15 protein-coding genes are annotated in these 14110 nt (G+C 70.0%); 11 read left to right on the top strand and 4 right to left on the bottom strand.

The features are described from left to right. Window positions 1-5: 5 nt before the first annotated feature. The gene (locus AB2U05_RS08845; RefSeq protein WP_369182950.1) at window positions 6-989 is read right to left on the bottom strand and encodes a heme A synthase; all 984 of its coding nucleotides are present in this window, start codon (window positions 987-989) and stop codon (window positions 6-8) included. A gap of 187 nt (window positions 990-1176) precedes the next feature. Between AB2U05_RS08845 and AB2U05_RS08840 the strand changes: the two genes are divergently transcribed. Beyond that, complete coding sequence (locus tag AB2U05_RS08840) at window positions 1177-2463, top strand: choice-of-anchor A family protein (protein ID WP_369182949.1); 1287 nt, start codon at window positions 1177-1179, stop codon at window positions 2461-2463. A 306-nt stretch (window positions 2464-2769) separates the two neighbouring features. Further along, entirely contained in the window at window positions 2770-3447 is a 678-nt protein-coding gene (locus AB2U05_RS08835) for an LAETG motif-containing sortase-dependent surface protein (RefSeq protein ID WP_045711333.1), read from the top strand. Window positions 3448-3519: 72 nt separating this feature from the next. On the opposite strand, the gene AB2U05_RS08830 is transcribed toward AB2U05_RS08835, so the two are convergent. Continuing rightward, entirely contained in the window at window positions 3520-4239 is a 720-nt protein-coding gene (locus AB2U05_RS08830) for an ABC transporter permease (RefSeq protein ID WP_045711336.1), read from the bottom strand. Between the two features lie 50 nt (window positions 4240-4289). Beyond that, on the bottom strand, window positions 4290-5216 hold the full coding sequence (locus AB2U05_RS08825; RefSeq protein ID WP_045702899.1) for an ABC transporter ATP-binding protein: 927 nt from the start codon (window positions 5214-5216) through the stop codon (window positions 4290-4292). Between the two features lie 164 nt (window positions 5217-5380). On the opposite strand from AB2U05_RS08825, the gene AB2U05_RS08820 reads away from it, so the two are divergent. The 9 genes from AB2U05_RS08820 (at window position 5381) to AB2U05_RS08780 (ending at window position 12967) form a co-directional block, all read left to right on the top strand. Further along, the gene (locus AB2U05_RS08820) at window positions 5381-6223 is read left to right on the top strand and encodes a helix-turn-helix transcriptional regulator (protein WP_369182948.1); all 843 of its coding nucleotides are present in this window, start codon (window positions 5381-5383) and stop codon (window positions 6221-6223) included. 9 nt (window positions 6224-6232) lie between these two features. Then, entirely contained in the window at window positions 6233-7648 is a 1416-nt protein-coding gene (gene sufB, locus AB2U05_RS08815; RefSeq protein ID WP_045702897.1) for a Fe-S cluster assembly protein SufB, read from the top strand. 58 nt (window positions 7649-7706) lie between these two features. Next, window positions 7707-8939, top strand: coding sequence for a Fe-S cluster assembly protein SufD (sufD, locus tag AB2U05_RS08810; protein ID WP_045702895.1), 1233 nt, complete (start codon window positions 7707-7709; stop codon window positions 8937-8939). 3 nt (window positions 8940-8942) lie between these two features. Next, window positions 8943-9260, top strand: a complete 318-nt coding sequence (locus AB2U05_RS08805; protein ID WP_045702893.1) for a non-heme iron oxygenase ferredoxin subunit — start codon at window positions 8943-8945, stop codon at window positions 9258-9260. A gap of 6 nt (window positions 9261-9266) precedes the next feature. Further along, entirely contained in the window at window positions 9267-10031 is a 765-nt protein-coding gene (sufC, locus tag AB2U05_RS08800) for a Fe-S cluster assembly ATPase SufC (protein ID WP_045702891.1), read from the top strand. Further along, a complete protein-coding gene (locus AB2U05_RS08795; protein WP_045702888.1) occupies window positions 10028-11296 on the top strand; it encodes a cysteine desulfurase in 1269 nt (422 codons plus the stop codon). The genes sufC and AB2U05_RS08795 overlap by 4 nt, the downstream gene beginning before the upstream one ends. A gap of 19 nt (window positions 11297-11315) precedes the next feature. Beyond that, complete coding sequence (gene sufU / locus AB2U05_RS08790; protein ID WP_045702886.1) at window positions 11316-11768, top strand: Fe-S cluster assembly sulfur transfer protein SufU; 453 nt, start codon at window positions 11316-11318, stop codon at window positions 11766-11768. Between the two features lie 22 nt (window positions 11769-11790). Next, on the top strand, window positions 11791-12183 hold the full coding sequence (locus AB2U05_RS08785) for a metal-sulfur cluster assembly factor (RefSeq protein ID WP_279616855.1): 393 nt from the start codon (window positions 11791-11793) through the stop codon (window positions 12181-12183). Window positions 12184-12307: 124 nt separating this feature from the next. Then, the gene (locus AB2U05_RS08780) at window positions 12308-12967 is read left to right on the top strand and encodes a Uma2 family endonuclease (RefSeq protein WP_369182947.1); all 660 of its coding nucleotides are present in this window, start codon (window positions 12308-12310) and stop codon (window positions 12965-12967) included. A 130-nt stretch (window positions 12968-13097) separates the two neighbouring features. Here the strand turns inward: AB2U05_RS08780 and AB2U05_RS08775 are convergent, their stop codons facing one another. After that, on the bottom strand, window positions 13098-14108 hold the full coding sequence (locus AB2U05_RS08775; RefSeq protein ID WP_369182946.1) for a quinone oxidoreductase: 1011 nt from the start codon (window positions 14106-14108) through the stop codon (window positions 13098-13100). Window positions 14109-14110: the final 2 nt, after the last annotated feature.

Raw genomic sequence — 14110 nt, 5'->3', positions numbered from 1 at the left:
ATCGCTCAGACCGTGGCGGTCTCGGGCGTACGGGGGGCCGGGGTGTCGACCGGGGTCTCCTCCACCTCGCGTGCGCGCAGGGCGAGGGGGATGCGGAGGGCGGCGATCCAGGTGATCGCGGCGAGGAGCATGTGGAGGCCGACCATGAGCTCGGGGGCGTCCGTGAAGTACTGGATGAAGCCGAGGACGCCCTGGAGCAGCAGGACGGCGAGCAGTTCCTTCGCGCGGGCCTTGGCGGGCTGGGGGGCCTTTACCGCCGCGAAGACGAAGAGTACGGCGATGGCCAGGCCGACCGAGATCATGGCGAAGTCGGCGTGGAACTGGGCCAACCTGTCGTAGTCGATCGGGATGCGGGGGACGATCTTGTTGTCCTGGGGGGTGCCCGGGTGGTGGCCGGCGCCGGTGACCAGGGTGCCGGCCGCAACCAGCAGGCCGATCACGGTGACCAGGACATAGGAGAGCTGGTGGATGGGGCGGGCCACGGCGAGCTTCGCCGGGCCGTCGCCCTCCTTGCTGCGCTCCCACATCAGCAGCGCCACCCAGACCAGGGCCATCGCCGCGATCATGTGCAGCGCGACGGTGTACGGGTTCAGGCCCGTGAGCACGGTGATGCCGCCGAGGACGGCGTTGCTCATCACCAGCCAGAACTGCGCCCAGCCGAGCTTCGTCAGGCTGCGCCGCCACGGGCGGTGGCAACGAGCGGCCAGGATCGCCCAGCCGATCGCTGCGCTCAGCACGTAGGTGAGCATGCGGTTGGTGAACTCGACGACGCCGTGGAAGCCCATCTCGGCGGTCGGCGTCAGGCTGTCGTCGGTGCATTGGGGCCAGGTCGTACAGCCGAGGCCGGAGGCGGTGAGCCGGACGGCGCCGCCGGTGACGACGATGACCACGCTCATCACCAGCGCGGCGAACGTGGCGCGCCGGACCATCGCGGCGGAGGGCTGCCAGCGCTCGGCGAGCAGGGAGAAGGGGTTCAGCACGCGCTCCATCGTAGGCGGCCTTACAGGCGATCTTGGGCTGGGGCGCGGGCAGCGCGACAGGACCGCAAAGTGGATCTCTCGGACATGCCGGGCAATGGTCTTGACCAATTGCCCGCTTGACCGGAAGAGTGCAGATTGGTCCATACCTTTTTCGGGCCGCTCCCACTCCTCCCGCACGCAAGCGGAGATCCTGCACATGCGCATATCCACCTCAGCCGCCGCGCTCGCCGTGGGCGGCTCCTTCGTCCTGGCCGGCCTGGTCGCCCCCGCCGCCCAGGCCGCCGACCCCGGCCAGGAGTGCCGCAGCCTCGGGGTCGCCAATCTGTACGGTGAATTCATCGAGGGCGATGACACCCACACGCCGGACGCCGAGGGTGCCGTCGCCGTGGGCGGCAATGCCGACTTCACCGGTGGCTTTTCGGTCGGCCAGGAGCTGACCCCCGCCGAGGTCGACGCGCTGCCCGGCAAGAACGCGCTCGTCGTCGCCGGCAAGATCACCGGCAACAACACCCAGGTGATGAAGGGCAACGGCGTCTACGGCAGCAAGGCCGACGCCGCCGTCGTCCAGGCCCACGCGGGCAGCGTCGCCCAGGGCGCCTCGCCGATCGACTTCAAGGCCGAGTTCGCCAAGTTGCGCGCCGCCTCGACCGCGCTGGCCGCCGTGCCGCCGACGGCCGGTGCCAGCGTCCAGGCGGACGGTGCCAAGCTGACGTTCACCGGCGGCGACGCGAAGTACAACAGCTTCACCGTCGACGCGGCCAAGCTGCAGGGCGCCAAGGACGTCTTCCTCAAGGTGCCGGCCGGGTCGGTGACCGTCATCAACGTGACCGGCGGCTCGTACGACATGGCGGCGGCCGGAACGACCGGGTTCAGCATCTGGGACGAGGGCAAGTCCGCCTTCCTCCTGGACGACAAGCTGCAGAGCGCCGCCGGCGGCGCGATCCGCGCCAAGCTGCTCTGGAACTTCCCGACCGCGACCAAGGTGGTCAAGAACAGCGCCGCCGCCTGGGCCGGCACCGTGCTCGCCCCGAACGCCGCCTTCGACCTCGGCAGCGGCGGCCCGGTCAACGGCTCGGTGATCGCCGCCTCGCTGACCGGCAAGGGCGGCGCGGAGACGCACCACTACCCGTTCACCGGCTGCCTGCCGGGCACGGTCGTGCCGACCCCGACCGGCACGCCGACCAGTACGCCGACCGTTCCGGCGACGCCGAGTTCCTCGACCAGCCCGTCCGGTACCCCGAGCGTCCCCGCGACCGGCAAGCCGAGTGCGAGTGCAAGTACGAGCGGGTCGCCGAGCCCGTCCGCCTCGACGGCCGCTCCCGTGGTCTCGGCCAGCCCCTCCGCCTCGGCGAACGGCGGCGGCAACCTCGCGCACACCGGCTCCGGCCCGGTGGTGCCGCTGGCGATCGGCGGTGCGGTGATCGCCGCGGCCGGTGGCGCGATGGTGGTGGCCAGCCGGCGTCGTGCGGCCAAGAAGGCCTGACCAGAGGCGAGTTCGTCGACTGATCGACAAGGCGCCCTCGGTGATTGAACCTGATCACCGAGGGCGTCGTTCTGTCCTGAAGGTGACGAAGTTCATTCAAGTTTGCCGAAACCGCGTTCTGCGAGGTGGCGGCTGTGATGGGCTGGTCATACACATCCGAGAGTGGACCGACAGACGATATCCGGTCGAGCGGCGGGGTGTAGCGAGGTGCGGAGGTGCCGGTAGAGTCCCCCGGACAGTCGTAGTGGGCCACCGCGAACCACTCAACACGCCTGCTGCGCATGACCGTTCGGAGGGGAACAAGGTATGGCGCGACAGCAGCGACACTTCAGGATCGGCGCGGCGGCTCTCGTCGGCACGGCGACGGCCGGAATCGTTCTGCCCCTGGCGCTGGCCACCAACGCCTCGGCGCACGTGCCGACTTGGTCGGTGACCTGCGACAAGGTCGTGATCGACCTGATCAATTACAGCGACAAGGCGGACGTGAAGAACACCGTCAGCCTGACCATCGACGGCGAGAAGGTCCTGGACAACCAGGCCTTCCCCAAGGAGTTCCACAAGTCCTTCCCGGTGAAGGACCACAACGCCCCGGTCCAGGCCCACCTCGTGGTCTCCACCTCGGAGAACCCGAACGAGAAGGGCTGGAACATCGACGAGACCAAGACCATCGCGCCGTGCCACACGCCGACGCCCACCCCGACCCCGACGCAGACCCCCACCCAGACCCCCACCCCGACGCCGACGCCCACCAAGACGTCGACGCCGACGCCGACCCCCACCACGGCGGCCCCGACGACCCCGCCTGCCACCGCGACCCCGACCAGGACCCCGTCGCCCGCGGCCACCACGCCGGCCCCGGCGCTGGCCCAGACCGGTAGCAGCGACGCCACCCCGATGATCGCGGCCGCCGGCGGTGGTGTGCTGCTGGTCGGCGGCGCGCTCGTGCTGCTCGCCCGCAAGCGCCGCAGCGGCAGCGAGGGCTGACCCACAGCCCGCTGAACCGCCCGACGCCCCCCGGCCTCAGCAGGCCGGGGGGCGTCGTTCGTCAACAGCGGCTCACTCCCAGCGGAAGAACCGGGCCGCCGCGGCCAGCCCGAGCACCGACCAGCCGGCCAGGATGCCGAGGTCCGACCACGGCACCCCGGCGCCGTGCTGCAGCACCGAGCGCAGGCCGTCCGAGAGCGCCGAGATCGGCAGCAGCTCCAGCACGCCGCGCACGGCGTCCGGGAACTTGCCCAGCGGCACGATCACCCCGCCGGCGAGCAGCAGCAGGATGAACACCAGGTTGGCGGCGGCCAGCGTGGCCTCGGCCTTGAGGGTGCCGGCCATCAGCAGGCCCAGGCCGGAGAAGGCGGCGGTGCCCAGTACCAGCAGCGCGGCGACGGCCATCGGGTTGCCGTGGGGGGACCAGCCGAGGGCGAGGGCGATCACCGACAGCAGGGCGACCTGCAGGATCTCCGTCACCAGCACGCAGCCGGTCTTGGCGGTCAGCAGGGTCCAGCGCGGCAGCGGGCTGGCGCCGAGCCGCTTCAGCACGCCGTAGCGGCGCTCGAAGCCGGTGGCGATGGCCTGCCCGGTGAAGGCGGTGGACATCACGGCGAGGGCGAGCAGGCCGGGCGCCAGGAAGTCGACCCGCTTGCCCGGGCCCTCCACCGTGACGATGTCGACGGCGGAGAACAGCACCAGCAGCACGGTCGGGATGACCACGGTGAGCAGCAGCTGCTCACCGTTGCGCAGCAGCATCCGGGTCTCGAACGCGGTCTGCGCCAGCAGCATCCGGCCGACCGGCGCGGCCCCCGGCCTGGGGGAGTAGTCGGTCGTCGTGGTCACGAGCGGAGCTCCCGTCCGGTCAGGTCGAGGAAGACGTCTTCGAGGCTGCGGCGCTGCACCGACAACCGCTCCGGCAGGACGCCGTTGGCCGCGCACCAGCCGGTGACGGCGGCCAGCAGCTGCGGGTCGACGGGCGCCTCGACGCGGTAGCTGCCGGGGGCGGTCTCGACGGCGGCGGCGCCGGCGGGCAGCTCCTTGAGCAGCGCGGCGAGGTCGAGCCCGGGCGGGCCGTCGAAGCGCAGCGCGTTCTCGGCGCCGCCGCGGCACAGCTCCTCGGGGGTGCCGGTGGTGATCACCCGGCCGCGGTCGACGATGGCGACGTGGTCGGCCAGCTGCTCGGCCTCGTCCATGTGGTGGGTGGTGACGACCACGGTGACGCCGTCCCGGCGCAGGTCGCGGACCAGCTCCCAGGTGGCGCGGCGGGCCTGCGGGTCGAGGCCGGCGGTGGGCTCGTCCAGGAAGACCAGCTCGGGGCGGCCGACCACGGCCATGGCCAGGGCGAGCCGCTGCTGCTGGCCGCCGGACAGGCGGCGGTAGGTGGTGCGGCCGCAGGAGCCGAGGCCCAGGCGCTCGACCAGGGTGTCGACGTCCAGCGGGTGGGCGTGCAGCTTGGCGGTGTGCCGCAGCATCTCGACGGCGCGCGCGCCCGCGTACACGCCGCCGGACTGCAGCATCACGCCGATCCGCGGCCGCAGGGCGGCGCTCTGGGCGACCGGGTCGAGGCCGAGGACGCGGACGGTGCCGGCGTCGGGGCGGCGGTAGCCCTCGCAGGTCTCGATGGTGGTGGTCTTGCCGGCGCCGTTGGGCCCGAGGACGGCGGTGATCGCGCCGGACGCGATGGTGAGGTTTAGGCCGTCCACCGCAGGTTTGTCACCGTAGCGTTTGACCAGCCCGGCGATCTGGACCGCGGGTTCGGAATGCATACCGGCGAGTCTAAGAGGGCCGAACGACCAGGCCGGACACCGGCCTTGGTGATCGTTTCCGCTGGAAAGGTAAGCCTTACCTGCGTGACAGATGACACGGGTGAGGCCTGGATCACGGCTTGTCCTGCCGGAAGTAATTACGCAACACTGGTGTTGTGAAAAACATGCGCGAGCACGCCACGCAGCAGGAGGCCGAGTCGGCCCCCGGTTGCGACGTGCCCGCGACGGCGGCCGAGGTGCTGCTGGAGGGCCACCGCGCCACCCGCGACCGGGTCGCCCGGTCGATCCTGGACCACGGCCCGTCCTCCGCCGCCGACCTCGCGAACCGGCTCGGCCTGACGGCCGCGGCCGTCCGCCGCCACCTCGACTCGCTGGCCGCCAGCGGCCTGGTCGACGCCCGCGAACAGCGGGTCTACGGCAGCCGCGGCCGGGGCCGCCCGGCCAAGGTCTTCGCGCTCACCGACGCCGGCCGGGACGCCTTCTACCAGGCGTACGACCAGCTCGCGGCCGACGCGCTGCGCTGGATCTCGGACGCGGTGGGCGGCGGCAAGGCGGGCGAGGAGGCCGTCGCCGCCTTCGCCCGTGCCCGGTTCGGCCGGCAGGGCGAGAAGTACCGGGAGAGCCTGCGGCAGGCCGGGGCGCTGGAGCGCCCGGAGGCCCTGGCCCAGGCGCTGAGCGCGGACGGGTACGCTGCCACGGTGCGGCGTGTCCCGTCGGCCGCGGCCAAGGCCCCGGCGGGCGCCCAGCTCTGCCAGCACCACTGCCCGGTCGCGCACATCGCCGAGCAGTTCCCGCAGCTCTGCGAGGCGGAGACCGAGGTCTTCTCCCAGCTCCTGGGCACCCATGTGCAACGGCTGGCCACCATCGCCCACGGCGACGGGGTCTGCACCACCTATGTGCCGGCACCCGGTGCCGCATCGTCGCCTGTCCAGCCCCCGGCGGGCCGCGGCTCCGATGCAGCGCCGACTGCCGGTACGTCCACCGAAGATTCAGCGTCCGCGCGTTAGGAAGCTCGCATGACTGACACCGTTTCGCACCCCGAGCTCGAAGGCCTCGGCAATTACGAGTACGGCTGGGCCGACCCGGACGCCGCCGGCTCCGTGGCCAAGCGCGGGCTCAGCGAAGACGTCGTGCGCGACATCTCCGCGAAGAAGAGCGAGTCCGAGTGGATGCTGAACCTGCGTCTCAAGGGCCTGAAGCTCTTCGGCAAGAAGCCCATGCCGACCTGGGGTTCCGACCTGTCCGGCATCGACTTCGACAACATCAAGTACTTCGTCCGCTCGACCGAGAAGCAGGCCGAGTCCTGGGAGGACCTGCCCGCGGACATCAAGGCCACCTACGACAAGCTGGGCATCCCGGAGGCGGAGAAGCAGCGCCTGGTCGCCGGTGTCGCCGCCCAGTACGAGTCCGAGGTCGTCTACCACCAGATCCGCGAGGACCTGGAGGAGCAGGGCGTCATCTTCCTGGACACCGACACCGCGCTGCGCGAGCACCCGGAGATCTTCAAGGAGTACTTCGGCACCGTCATCCCGGCCGGCGACAACAAGTTCGCCGCGCTGAACACCGCGGTGTGGTCCGGCGGATCGTTCATCTACGTGCCGAAGGGCGTGCACGTCGACATCCCGCTGCAGGCCTACTTCCGGATCAACACCGAGAACATGGGCCAGTTCGAGCGGACGCTGATCATCGTCGACGAGGACGCCTACGTCCACTACGTCGAGGGCTGCACCGCGCCGATCTACTCCTCCGACTCGCTGCACTCGGCGGTCGTGGAGATCATCGTCAAGAAGGGCGGCCGCTGCCGCTACACGACCATCCAGAACTGGTCGAACAACGTCTACAACCTGGTCACCAAGCGCGCCGTGGCGTACGAGGGCGCGACCATGGAGTGGATCGACGGCAACATCGGCTCCAAGGTCACCATGAAGTACCCGGCCGTCTACCTGATGGGCGAGCACGCCAAGGGCGAGACCCTGTCGATCGCCTTCGCGGGCGAGGGACAGCACCAGGACGCCGGCGCCAAGATGGTGCACATGGCCCCGAACACCTCCTCGCACATCGTCTCCAAGTCGGTGGCGCGCGGCGGCGGCCGCACCTCCTACCGCGGCCTGATCGAGATCGGCGAGGGCTCGCACGGCGCCAAGTCCAACGTGCTGTGCGACGCGCTGCTGGTCGACACCATCTCCCGCTCGGACACCTACCCGTACGTGGACGTCCGCGAGGACGACGTGTCCATGGGCCACGAGGCGACCGTCTCCAAGGTCAGCGAGGACCAGCTGTTCTACCTGATGAGCCGCGGTCTGACCGAGACCGAGGCCATGGCGATGATCGTGCGCGGCTTCGTCGAGCCGATCGCGCGGGAGCTGCCGATGGAGTACGCGCTGGAGCTCAACCGGCTGATCGAGCTGCAGATGGAGGGCGCGGTCGGCTGACGCCCAGCCGTACGCGACCCCGCCCGACTTTTTGAGGAAGAGAGCACTACGAACAGCCATGGCTGACGTTCAGAACACCTCCGGCTCCACCACCGCCGGTTCGATCGAGGTCGGCACCGCCGGCGCGGGCGCGCAGCTCGCCGGCCCCGGCACCGGCCGGACCACGGTCAAGCAGCCGATCGACGCGCGCGTCGCGGTCAAGCCGTCCTTCGACGTGAACGACTTCCCGGTGCCGACCGGCCGCGAGGAGGACTGGCGGTTCACGCCGCTGCACCGCCTCGGCGGGCTGCACGACGGCACCGCCGCCGCCGGTCCGCGCGGCGAGGACAAGGTCGAGTTCACCCTGCCGGACGGCGTCACCGCCGAGACCGTGGGCCGCGACGACGCCCGCCTCGGCAAGGCCGGCACGCCCGTCGACCGGGTCGCCGCGCAGGCGTTCAGCGCATTCGACCAGGCGCTCGTGGTCACCGTCCCCAAGGACGCGGTGCTCACCGAGCCGGTGAAGATCGACGTGCGCGGCGAGGGCGGCGTCCGCTTCGCCCACGTGGTGATCGACGTCAAGCCGTTCGCCGAGGCCGTCGTGGTGCTCAACCACGAGGGCGCCGGCACCCGGGCCGCCAACGTGGAGCTGCTGGTCGGCGACGGCGCGAAGCTCACCTTCGTCTCCGTCCAGGACTGGGACCGCGACGCCGTGCACGTCGCCCAGCACAACGCGCTGGTCGGCCGCGACGCCTCGTACAAGTCCGTCGTCGTCACCTTCGGCGGCGACCTCGTCCGCCTGCACCCGCGCGTCAACTACGCGGGCCCCGGCGGCGAGGCCGAGCTGTTCGGCCTGTACTTCGCCGACGCCGGCCAGCACCTGGAGCACCGTCTGGTCATCGACCACGACACCCCGCACTGCCGCTCCAACGTCGCCTACAAGGGCGCGCTGCAGGGCCAGGACGCGCACGCCGTCTGGGTCGGCGACGTGCTGATCCGCGCCGCCGCGCTGGGCACCGACACCTACGAGCTCAACCGGAACCTGGTGCTCACGGACGGTGCCCGGGTCGACTCGATCCCGAACCTGGAGATCGAGACCGGCGAGATCGTCGGCGCCGGCCACGCCTCCGCGACCGGCCGCTTCGACGACGAGCAGCTGTTCTACCTGATGGCCCGCGGCATCCCGGCCGACGAGGCCCGCCGCCTGGTGGTGCGCGGCTTCTTCGCCGAGCTGCTGCAGCAGATCGGCGTGGCCGAGGTCCAGGAGCAGCTGATGGTCAAGATCGACGCCGAGCTCGAAGCGGCGGTCTGACCGATGAGCTTCCTCCGTGCCTGCGCACTGGGCGACCTCCAGGAGGACGTGCCCAAGCGCGTCGAGCTGAACGGCGTGCCGGTCGCACTCGTCCGCACCGACGAGGGGGTGTTCGCGATCAACGACATCTGCTCGCACGCGAACGTCTCGCTCTCCGAGGGCGAGGTCGAGGACTGCATGATCGAGTGCTGGCTGCACGGCTCCAGCTTCGACCTGCGCTCCGGCAAGCCCTCCGGCCTGCCCGCCACCAAGCCGGTCGCCGTCTACCCCGTAAAGATCGAAGGGGACGATGTGCTCGTCTCCGTCAACCAGGAGTCCTGAGTACACATGGCAACCCTTGAAATCCGCGACCTGCACGTCTCCGTCGAAGCCGAGAACGGCCCGCGCGAGATCCTGAAGGGCGTCGACCTGACCGTCAAGCAGGGCGAGACCCACGCCATCATGGGCCCGAACGGCTCCGGCAAGTCCACCCTGGCCTACTCGCTGGCCGGTCACCCGAAGTACACCGTCACCGGCGGCACCGTGCTGCTGGACGGCGAGGACGTCCTGGAGATGTCCGTCGACGAGCGCGCCAAGGCCGGCGTCTTCCTGGCCATGCAGTACCCGGTCGAGGTGCCCGGCGTCTCGGTCAGCAACTTCCTGCGCACCGCCGCCACCGCCGTCCGCGGCGAGGCCCCGAAGCTGCGGCTGTGGGTCAAGGAGGTCAAGGAGGCGATGGCCGCCCTGCAGATGGACCCGGCCTTCGCCGAGCGCAACGTCAACGAGGGCTTCTCCGGCGGTGAGAAGAAGCGCCACGAGATCCTGCAGCTGGAGCTCCTCAAGCCGAAGATCGCGATCCTCGACGAGACCGACTCCGGCCTGGACGTCGACGCGCTGCGGATCGTCTCCGAGGGCATCAACCGGGTCCGCTCGACCGGCGAGGTCGGCACCCTGCTGGTCACCCACTACACCCGCATCCTGCGGTACATCAAGCCCGACCACGTCCACGTCTTCGCGGGCGGCCGCATCGTCGAGTCCGGCGGCGCCGAGCTGGCCGACAAGCTGGAGGAAGAGGGCTACGAGTCGTATGTGAAGGGCGGCGCATCCGAGTGACGCATCCGTTTACCGGCCACAGCGCTCTGCTCGACACCGACGCGATCCGCAAGGACTTCCCCGTCCTGCAGCGCGTGCTGCACGACGAGAAGCCGCTGGTCTACCTGGACAACGCGGCCACCTCGCAGAAGCCGCGCCAGGTGCTGGAGGCGCTGAACGCCTACTACGAGCGGCACAACGCCAACGTCCACCGCGGCGTGCACGTGCTCGCCGAGGAGGCCACGGCGATGTACGAGGGCGCCCGCGACAAGGTCGCCGCCTTCGTCAACGCGCCGAGCCGCAACGAGGTGATCTTCACCAAGAACGCCTCGGAGTCGCTCAACCTCGTTGCCAACATGCTCGGTTGGGCCGACGAGCCGTACCGGGTCGACGGTGACTCCGAGATCGTCATCACGGAGATGGAGCACCACTCCAACATCGTCCCGTGGCAGCTGCTGTCGCAGCGCACCGGTGCGAAGCTGAAGTGGTTCGGGCTCACCGACGAGGGCCGGCTGGACCTCTCGAACATCGACGAGCTGATCACCGAGAAGACCAAGGTGGTCTCCTTCACCCTGGTCTCCAACCTGCTCGGCACCGTCAACCCGGTCGAGACGATCGTGCGCAAGGCCCAGTCGGTCGGCGCGCTCGTCGTCATCGACGCGTCGCAGGCCGCGCCGCACATGGTGCTGGACGTGCAGGCGCTGGAGGCCGACTTCGTCGCCTTCACCGGCCACAAGATGCTGGCCCCGACCGGCATCGGCGTGCTGTGGGGCCGCCAGGAGCTGCTGGAGGACCTCCCGCCGTTCCTCGGTGGCGGCGAGATGATCGAGACCGTCACCATGGGCTCGTCCACCTACGCCCCGGCGCCGCACAAGTTCGAGGCCGGCACCCCGCCGATCGCCCAGGCGGTCGGGCTCGGCGCGGCCATCGACTACCTGTCCGGCATCGGCATGGACAAGATCGCGGCGCACGAGCACGCGATTACCGAGTACGCCGTCGAGCGGCTGCTGGAGGTCCCCGACCTGCGGATCATCGGCCCGCGCACGGCCGTCGACCGCGCTGCGGCGATCTCCTTCACGCTGGGCGACATCCACCCGCACGACGTGGGCCAGGTGCTGGACGAGCAGGGCATCGCCGTGCGCGTCGGCCACCACTGTGCGCGGCCGGTGTGCCTGCGGTACGGAATTCCGGCGACCACGCGGGCGTCGTTCTACCTGTACTCGACGCCGGGCGAGGTCGACGCGCTGATCGACGGCCTGCACCACGTCCGGAACTTCTTCGGCTGACGGGACTGGGCAGGACGACATGAAGCTCGACTCGATGTACCAGGACATCATCCTGGACCACTACCGCCACCCCCACGGCAAGGGGCTGCGGGACGGCGACGCCGAGGTGCACCACGTCAACCCGACGTGCGGCGACGAGATCACCCTGCGGGTGAAGCTCGACGGCGCCACGGTCGCCGACGTCTCGTACGAGTCCCAGGGCTGCTCGATCAGCCAGGCCAGCGCCTCGGTGCTGAACGACCTGGTGGTCGGCAAGACCGTGGGCGAGGCGCAGGTCGTCCAGGAGGCCTTCCTGGAGCTGATGCAGAGCAAGGGCCAGGGCGAGGGCGACGAGGAGGTGCTGGAGGACGCGATCGCGTTCGCCGGCGTCTCCAAGTACCCGGCCCGGGTCAAGTGCGCCCTGCTCAGCTGGATGGCCTGGAAGGACGCCACCGCCCAGGCCCTCGCCCAGCACCCCGCCGTCAACGACTGACCCCGCAGAGGAGGACAGAACCATGAGCGACGACATCACCACCGGCGCCGAGGCCTCCGCTGTGGCGGAGCAGCCGAACGGCATCATCGTCGGCACCACCGCCGGCACCGTCTCCGTCGAGGACCTGACCGAGGCCCTGATGGACGTCGTCGACCCCGAACTGGGCATCGACGTCGTCAACCTGGGCCTGATCTACGGCATCCACATCGACGAGTCCGACGTGGCCACCATCGACATGACGCTCACCTCGGCGGCCTGCCCGCTCACCGACGTCATCGAGGACCAGGCCAAGACGGCCACCGACGGGCTCGTCCAGGACCTGCGCATCAACTGGGTCTGGATGCCGCCGTGGGGCCCCGACAAGATCACCGACGACGGCCGCGACCAGCTGCGTGCGCTGGGCTTCAACGTCTGACGTCGGCCCGTTCGTCAACCTGCTGCCGCGCAAACCTCCCCTTCGAGGGAAAGGTTTGCGCGGCAGTGGTATATCTGCGACCGGGCGGCCAGGCTGGTGCCGCGACCTCGGAGGGAGCGAAGTCATGTCGGTAGTTGCGTTCGCGCAGTTGCTTCTGCCTGACTCGCCGTACGCCATGTGGGTCCGGGGGGAACTGGGGGAGTACCTCCGGCTCCCGGACGACGGCACGCGGGTCGAGGTGATCGGAGGGGAAATCGTCGTGTCACCGGCACCCGTGTACGCCCATGGTGGGATCCTCTCGGACATCCAGCGGGGCTTCGAGCGTTCCTGGTTTCTGAACAACGGGTTTCCGTGGCGAGTTGTTCAGACCATCAACCTGGATCTTGTCGAGATCGGGGACGGTTACATCCCCGACATGGTAGTGGTGCACAAGGACACCGATGCGGAGAAGCGTGCGGACGATGTTCTGCGCTTGCACCCGCACGACCTCGAGCTGGTGGTCGAGGTGACTTCCTCGTCCAATGCGCGCCATGATCGTCGGCCCATGTTCGGCCGTCAGGTCAAGCCAACGAAGTGGAGCGGGTACGCGCGCACCGGGGTGCCGTTCTACCTGCTCGTGGACCGTGATCCACGGCAGCCCGGCGTGACCTTGTTCGGGGAGCCGAACAAGGGCGAGGCGACCTACGAGGTACTGGGCGAGTGGAAGTTCGGGGAGTCCGTCCGACTGCCGACGCCGTTCGACGTGGAGATCGGGACCGACGCCTGGAAGCCCTGGAACGCGTAGCTCCAGACCGGAACGCCGCTGCCTGATCCTGGCCTGCTGAGTGCCGGACGCTGTCGGGGATCTTGGCGATGACGGTCGGTCATGCCCTCGACATCTCGGTCTCCAAGATCCCCGACCTCGTCACCCGCGATCAGCTCCGCGTCTCCTCGCGGCGTCCAGCAGCGGCCGCATCGGGTACGACGAGCAGCTTGCCGGTGGTGCGCCGAGCCTCCAGATCGCTGTGGGCCCGGGCGGCCTCGGACAACGCGTAGCGGCCCGTTACGGTGACCTCAAGTGCCTTGGAGCGCACCCACTCGAACACATCGGCGGCCCGTCGGAGCAGTTCGGACCGATCGGCGATGAAGTCCCCGAGGCTGGGCCGGATCAGGGTCAGCGAACCGCCGTGGGCGAGCCGGATCGGATCGAACGGCGGCACGGCACCGCTTGCCGCGCCGAAGAGCACGAGATGGCCGCGGCTTCGCAGGCTGGCGAGGCTCGCATCGAAGGTGTGTGCGCCGACGCCGTCGAAGACAACCGGCAGTCCCTGACCGCCGTTGAGCCGCCTCACCTCGGCTGCGAGATCGTCGACCGCGGAGGAGAGGATCACCTCGGCGGCTCCGGCACGCTTCGCCAGTTCGGCCTTCGCCGTGGTCGACGTCGTGCCGATCACCCTGCCGCCGAGATGGGTGATGAGCTGGGTCAGCAGCAGCCCCATGCCACCGGCGGCCGCATGCACGAGCACCGTGTCGCCCCCCTGAACCGGGTAGGCGTCCTTGACGAGATAGTGCGCGGTCATGCCTTGGAGGAGCACGGCGGCGGCTGTCTCGAAGTCGATGTCGTCGGGCAGCGGCACCAGCCGGGAGGAGTCCACGACGGCCTGCTCGGCGTAACTGCCGGGAATCTCGACCCAACCGACCCGGTCCCCGACGGCGACGTCAGTGACGCCGGGTCCGACCTCGACGACCGTGCCGGCGCCCTCGGAGCCCGGGGTGAAGGGCAGCGGGAGGCTGTACCGGCCCTCGCGGTAGTAGACGTCGAGGTAGTTGACCCCGGATGCGGCGACCTCCACGAGCGCCTCGCCCGGGCCCGGCCGCGGCTGGTCCACCTCGGTCTCCTGCAGCACCTCGGGACCGCCCACTTCGTGCACCTGAATCGCTCGCATGA

This window comes from Streptomyces sp. Y1, assembly GCF_041053115.1.
Taxonomy (GTDB): Bacteria; Actinomycetota; Actinomycetes; order Streptomycetales; family Streptomycetaceae; genus Kitasatospora; species Kitasatospora rubellomurina.
Note: the sequence above shows the minus strand (reverse complement) of the source record. Positions and strands in the feature narration are given on the sequence as shown.